This is a genomic window from Acinetobacter sp. BMW17 (assembly GCF_001592855.1).
In the GTDB taxonomy this organism is placed as follows: domain Bacteria; phylum Pseudomonadota; class Gammaproteobacteria; order Pseudomonadales; family Moraxellaceae; genus Acinetobacter; species Acinetobacter johnsonii.
This window is the reverse complement of the sequence record NZ_LSOD01000036.1, coordinates 140,532-146,746: the sequence shown is the minus strand read 5'-3', so window position 1 is coordinate 146,746 and position 6,215 is coordinate 140,532. Positions and strand designations below refer to the sequence as shown.

At 40.6% G+C, this 6,215-nt stretch carries 5 protein-coding genes; 2 read left to right on the top strand and 3 right to left on the bottom strand.

Annotated elements, in window-relative coordinates:
- Nucleotides 1-452 precede the first annotated feature (452 nt).
- Nucleotides 453-1,670, top strand: a complete 1,218-nt coding sequence (locus tag AXW61_RS11535; RefSeq protein WP_062034406.1) for a hypothetical protein — start codon at nt 453-455, stop codon at nt 1,668-1,670.
- Between the two features lie 29 nt (nt 1,671-1,699).
- Here the strand turns inward: AXW61_RS11535 and gatB are convergent, their stop codons facing one another.
- Genes gatB through gatC form a run of 3 tightly spaced genes read right to left on the bottom strand, consistent with a single transcriptional unit; the run spans nt 1,700 to nt 5,021 of the window.
- Complete coding sequence (gene gatB / locus AXW61_RS11530) at nt 1,700-3,175, bottom strand: Asp-tRNA(Asn)/Glu-tRNA(Gln) amidotransferase subunit GatB (protein ID WP_058952198.1); 1,476 nt, start codon at nt 3,173-3,175, stop codon at nt 1,700-1,702.
- On the bottom strand, nt 3,175-4,653 hold the full coding sequence (gene gatA / locus AXW61_RS11525) for an Asp-tRNA(Asn)/Glu-tRNA(Gln) amidotransferase subunit GatA (RefSeq protein ID WP_062034405.1): 1,479 nt from the start codon (nt 4,651-4,653) through the stop codon (nt 3,175-3,177). The genes gatB and gatA overlap by 1 nt, the downstream gene beginning before the upstream one ends.
- Nucleotides 4,654-4,706: 53 nt before the next feature.
- A complete protein-coding gene (gatC, locus tag AXW61_RS11520; RefSeq protein ID WP_062034404.1) occupies nt 4,707-5,021 on the bottom strand; it encodes an Asp-tRNA(Asn)/Glu-tRNA(Gln) amidotransferase subunit GatC in 315 nt (104 codons plus the stop codon).
- Between the two features lie 133 nt (nt 5,022-5,154).
- Here gatC and AXW61_RS11515 point away from each other — a divergent pair, with 133 nt between their 5' ends.
- On the top strand, nt 5,155-6,201 hold the full coding sequence (locus AXW61_RS11515) for a rod shape-determining protein (RefSeq protein WP_004694670.1): 1,047 nt from the start codon (nt 5,155-5,157) through the stop codon (nt 6,199-6,201).
- The last annotated feature ends 14 nt before the right edge of the window (nt 6,202-6,215 follow it).

The window sequence follows — 6,215 nt, the reverse complement described above, 5'->3', positions numbered from 1 at the left end:
GAAAAAAGAAGAGTTTAAGGAAATTTTGGCAATTTTAAGAAAGCAGAATCCTGATAGGATAAGGGTTCTGTGAAATTTGTCGTGTACAGAGAAAAATTTTTTGAGATTTTAACGAATTTTGGGGAATTAGATAGTAGGTTTTAACTCTCTTTTATGAAGCGCTGTATTTTCAATATTAAATTTGAGCAAGCACGAAACTTGTGATGTAAGCACATTCTCCTTTTGGGATGAGACGCATTGTTGCGTAAGGGGATGAGGGTAACTATAAAGCACGTATAAATTAGAACTTTGAAAAGTTGGATAAGTACTGAAACAGTTGAACAAATATATTTTAAAGATTTAGAAGGATCAACTAGCTATAATACTGTCTAAAGTTAGTCCTTATGTAATATATTTATAGTAAAGAAAAGATTCATATATTTAAAAATATTATTTTAATAGTCTGGGGTACTATGATTTCACGAATATATTTCAAATGCTTAACATGTAATGAATTTATTATTACAAGAACTCAAATTTCACATGGATTAAAACAGGAACTAAATTTTTCATGCCCACATTGTGAAACTGATTCCAGATTAGTCCTATTATTAGATGAGCCACCTAATGTAAAAGTGTCATTTAATGAGTTGGAAAATTTAGAATATATTGACAAAAGCTATGTAGATCAACATTTAGCAAAAGTTGTTAATTTGAGTACTGATTTTACAGTACCTGATGAAAAAAGTAATACTGAATTATATTCGCCATTTTTATATCAAATGAGAGAAATTCTAGAAGATGCTTTTGGAAAAAGTTTTTCTCCTGAAAAAATTGATGGAGTAATGGGTGTTTCTAATATTGAAGAACTATGGAAAGATTTATACAAGGCCTATAAATTTAATATTAAGGATAATTTAGTTCAAAGAGATAAAATAACTAATGGACAGGAGTTAACAGAATTAATTTTTCGTTTCATTGGGATGTTCATTGGTAGTAGCCGTTTAGAAAGAGATATAGATATATTAGGGAGTTTCTCTAAACGTATTCTTCAAAAAAATAAGCAGGAATTTCATAGGTTAATGCAAGATCAATTGCTGCCTAATTTAGTTGAAAAGATTAATGCTTACATGGAGGTTTTTGATACTTTTTTTTCAAATTATCAAGAATTCAAACAAATGAACTTACAAGCACGTTTAGAAGTCGAAACATTTAAAGATTCAAAAGTTTCATCTGTTAATTTTAGACGTACAAAAATGATTTATGGTGAAGTGTTTGAAGTTCTAGGCTCAAATATTAACACAATAGCTTTTTTGAATAATATTGATAATCTTAGAGAATATGATGTATTTCAAAGTGAAAAACTAACCTATCAAAGGTATTTGACTTCTGATAAAGCAGGAAAAATGAAATGCTTTGAGGGAAATATTAGTATCTTTAATATTTTTGGTCGTGAATACGATAGTAAACTGAGAAATGCGACTCATCATAAGTGGTTGAAATATAATGATTCTAGTCAAGTTGTAACATACCCTATATCTGGGGCTAGCTCTGAAAAAACTACTTTATTTTATGCTGAGTATTTATTAAAGACAAATAATATTATTATTTCACTTATGCTGTTACTTTCACTTGAATTAGTTATAGCCTTTAATCTTGGATTTCGTCTAAACAAAGAAAACCCGCTCTAAAGCGGGTTCATTTTTCAAAACTAATCAGATCAACCAATCAATTTCTTCATCAACTCATTCACTTGTGCTGGGTTAGCTTTACCCTTAGACGCTTTCATTACTTGACCCACTAGACCATTGAAAGCTTTCTCTTTACCAGATTTAAACTCTTCAACCATCTTCTCGTTGGCAGCAAGCACGTCTTTAATAATCGCTTCAATCGCACCTGTATCAGTTTCCTGCTTCAAGCCTTTTTCCGCAATAATTTCGTCCGCAGTTTTGCCTTCATCCCACATAAAGCCGAATACTTGCTTCGCAATCTTGCCGCTAATGGTGTTATCCACGATACGCGCAACCATGCCGCCAAGTTTTTCAGCAGAAACAGGAGAGTCTGCGAGTTCTAAGCCCGCTTTGTTTAAAGCACCAGAGAACTCGCCCATGACCCAGTTTGCAGACACTTTACCTTGTGCAGCACCGCCAGCAGCAGCCACAACCACTTCATAAAAGTCAGACATTTCACGGGTCAGTGTCAATACATGTGCATCGTACTCAGTCACACCAAAGTCCGCTACGAAACGCTCACGACGTGCCGCAGGAAGTTCAGGCAACGCAGCACGAGCCGTTTCAATTTGCGCATCTGAAATAATCACAGGCAGCAAATCAGGGTCTGGGAAGTAGCGATAGTCGTTCGCTTCTTCTTTCGAACGCATTGAACGTGTTTCCATCTTCACAGGGTCAAATAGACGCGTTTCTTGGTCAATCGTGCCATCCCATTCCAAAATTTCCATTTGGCGTTCAATTTCAACATTGATCGCTTGTTCAATGAAACGGAATGAGTTGAGGTTTTTCAACTCGCAACGTGTACCGAACGGTTGACCCGGACGACGTAACGACACGTTACAGTCAGCACGGAATGAACCTTCCGCCATGTTACCGTCAGAAATACCCAACCAACGCACTAAAGTGTGAATCGACTTGATATAAGCCACCGCTTCTTCAACCGAACGCATATCGGGTTCAGACACGATTTCAAGTAAAGGTGTACCTGCACGGTTTAAGTCGATACCTGACATACCTTCAAACTGGTCATGGATCGATTTACCTGCATCTTCCTCAAGGTGGGCACGCGTTACGCCAATGCGCTTTACCGTACCATCTTCAAGTTGAATGTCGATATGACCCAAGCCCACAATCGGGTTATCCATCTGGCTAATTTGGTAGCCTTTTGGCGAGTCAGGGTAGAAGTAGTTCTTACGTGCAAACACAGATGCCTGGTCAATATAAGCATCGATACCCAAACCAAAGCGAATGGCTAAATCGACCACTTCTTTGTTTAATACAGGCAGTACACCCGGCATTGCCAAGTCAACGAGGCTGGCTTGTGTATTTGGGTCTTGACCAAATTCAGTCGATGAACCTGAGAAGATTTTAGATTGGGTCGCAAGCTGAGTGTGAATCTCGATCCCAATAACGACTTCCCAACCATCAATCAATAATGATTTTGGTTTAGCAGCATTTTTAGTCATTATGCATTCTCCTCAGCAATTGCCGCACGTTTCGTATGCCAATCCGTCGCTTGTTGGTACTGATGTACCACAGACAACAGTTGAGATTCTGACCAATAGTTACCAATTAGCTGTAAGCCCACAGGTAAGTTGTCTTTGTCAAAACCAACAGGTGCGTTAATCGCAGGAAGACCAGCAAGATTAACCGCGATGGTGTAAATGTCGCCCAAGTACATTTCAACTGGGGACAAGTTCGCGCCAATTTTATAAGCCGTGGTTGGCGCAGAAGGTGCAGCAATCACATCAACCGATTCAAATGCTTTTAAGAAGTCTTGTTGAATCAGACGACGGACTTTTTGTGCTTTCACGTAGTAAGCATCGTAGTAACCCGCAGACAACGCATATGTACCAATCAAGATACGACGTTGCACTTCTGCACCAAAACCTTCAGAACGTGAACGTTTGTATAAGTCCATCAGGTCAACAGGGTTCTCTGCACGGTAGCCATAACGTACGCCATCGTAACGAGACAAGTTTGATGACGCTTCAGCAGGTGCAATCAAGTAATAGGTCGGAACATAAGCTTCAGTCATGTTGAGGTCAATCTCAACCAAAGTCGCACCCATCTCTTCCAATTTTTTCAATGATTCTTCAACACGCGCTTTCACGTCTGCGTCTAAACCAGCGACATTGAAGTATTGCTTTGGAATACCAATGCGTAGACCTTTAACAGATGTGCCGTTTAGATTCGCCACATAGTCATCAACGTCTTTTTCAACAGATGTTGAGTCTTTTGCATCATGACCTGCCATCACATTCATGAGGTAGGCACAGTCTTCAGCCGAACGCGCCATTGGCCCGCCCTGATCCAGTGATGATGCATATGCAATCATCCCGAAGCGCGATACACGGCCATAACTTGGTTTAAGACCCGTTAAGCCACAGAACGATGCAGGTTGGCGAATTGAACCACCCGTGTCCGTACCTGTTGCAAATGGAGCAAGGTCTGCTGCAACCGCTGCCGCAGAACCGCCTGAAGAACCACCTGGCACATGACCTAAGTTCCAAGGGTTTGCTGTAGCGCCGTAGAATGAGTTCTCAGAGGTTGAACCCATTGCAAATTCGTCCATGTTCACTTTACCCAAAGTGACCAGACCAGCGGCTTTGCCTTTCGCTACAACGGTGGCGTCGTAAGGAGAGATAAAGTTATCCAACATTTTTGAGCCCGCAGTGGTTTTAATGCCTTGGGTACAAAAAATGTCTTTGTGTGCAATTGGCACGCCTGTCAATGCGGTTGCTGTGCCAGCTTTAATTGCAGCATCGGCAGCATCGGCTTGTGCAAGCGCTTGTTCTGCCGTCACGGTTACATAAGATTTAACTTGTGTATCCAGTTTTGCAATGCGCTTTAAATAATGTTCGGTCAGTTCGCGAGATGAAAATTTAGCCCCAGCTAAACCCTCAGAGAGTTCACGAATCGATAAGCGATGTAAATCTGTCATGAGAAATGTCTTTACGTTAATTTTTACAAAATAATGGTTTAACTGAATAGAAATTATTCAATCACACGAGGAACAAGGTACAAACCGTCTTGCACTTGCGGTGCAATGGCTTGATATTCATCACGATGATTGGTTTCTGAAACCACATCTTCACGTAAGGGTTGTGGGTGATCAAATGGGCTTTTAAGCGGCTCAACACCATTGGTGTCGATGCCTTTTAAGGTTTCCATCATGCCTAAAATTTTATTTAGACTTTGAGCATATTCAGCAGATTGCGTATCATCTAGCGACAATCGAGCAAGATTGGCGATTGCTGAAACTGTTTGTGCATTTAAATCTGCAGAATGCTGTGCATCCGATGTAGACATAACATCACCTGAGTCAGTATTAAAAAATTTCAAAATATCGTGCGTTATAATAAGCGATTGACTTGTTCAAATCATCACATTTAGTTAAAGTTGCCACCTTGCGTCCACATAAAGTTTAATCGAGAACGTCTCCGTGATTCTAAAAAGACTAATTGGCTTGTTTTCGCCCGATCTAGCCATTGATTTAGGTACAGCAAATACACTTATTTATGCACCAGGACGAGGCATTATATTAAATGAACCGACAGTTGTGGCGATTCGTCACAGTGGTTCACAAAAAATCGTTGCCGCGGTAGGTCTTGATGCAAAGCAAATGCTGGGCCGTACACCTGCAAATATCTCTGCCATTCGTCCAATGAAGGATGGTGTGATTGCCGATTTTGAAGTGACTGAAACCATGCTGAACCAATTTATTGGTAAAGTACATGAAAAACGTCTGTTCCCACCTGCACCTCGTGTTGTGGTGTGTGTGCCTTGCAAATCAACTTTGGTTGAGCGTCGTGCTATTCGTGAAGCTGTATTTAATGCAGGCGCGCGTGATGTTCGTTTGATTGAAGAACCAATGGCTGCTGCAATTGGTGCAGGTATGCCAGTTGAACAAGCATGCGGCTCTATGGTGGTCGATGTTGGTGGTGGTACAACTGAAATTGCGATTATTTCGCTTCAAGGTTGTGTCTATGCTGACTCACTACGTATTGGTGGTGATGTATTTGATGAACAAATCATTAACTATGTACGTAAAGCACATGGTTGCGTGATTGGTGAAACTACCGCTGAAATTATCAAGAAAGAAGTGGGTATGGCTTTACCAGAAGCCGATGCCAAAGCACTTGAAATTGAAGTTCGCGGCCGTAACCTTGCTGAAGGTGTGCCACGTGCGATCACTGTGACTTCGGACGAAATTACTCAAGCGATTTCTGATCCATTACAAAGTATTGTTTCAGCTGTGAAATCTGCACTTGAGCAAACGCCTCCTGAGCTGTCTTCAGACATCGCTGAGCGCGGTATAGTGTTGACCGGTGGTGGTGCATTACTACGTAACCTCGATAAACTTCTTGCGCAAGAAACAGGCTTACCTGTTGTGGTTGCAGAAGATCCTCTAACTTGCGTCACTCGTGGTGGTGGTAAAGTTTTAGAATTCTTCGATAATCCAAATCACGACATGTTATTTGTAGGCTAATAAAGGAATCGGCG

Excerpts from the sequence above, each read along its gene's own strand:
- AXW61_RS11535 (WP_062034406.1), top strand. The coding sequence starts at position 453 with ATGATTTCACGAATATATTTCAAATGCTTAACATGTAATGAATTTATT.
- gatB (WP_058952198.1), bottom strand. The coding sequence starts at position 3,175 with ATGACTAAAAATGCTGCTAAACCAAAATCATTATTGATTGATGGTTGG.
- gatA (WP_062034405.1), bottom strand. The coding sequence starts at position 4,653 with ATGACAGATTTACATCGCTTATCGATTCGTGAACTCTCTGAGGGTTTA.
- gatC (WP_062034404.1), bottom strand. The coding sequence starts at position 5,021 with ATGTCTACATCGGATGCACAGCATTCTGCAGATTTAAATGCACAAACA.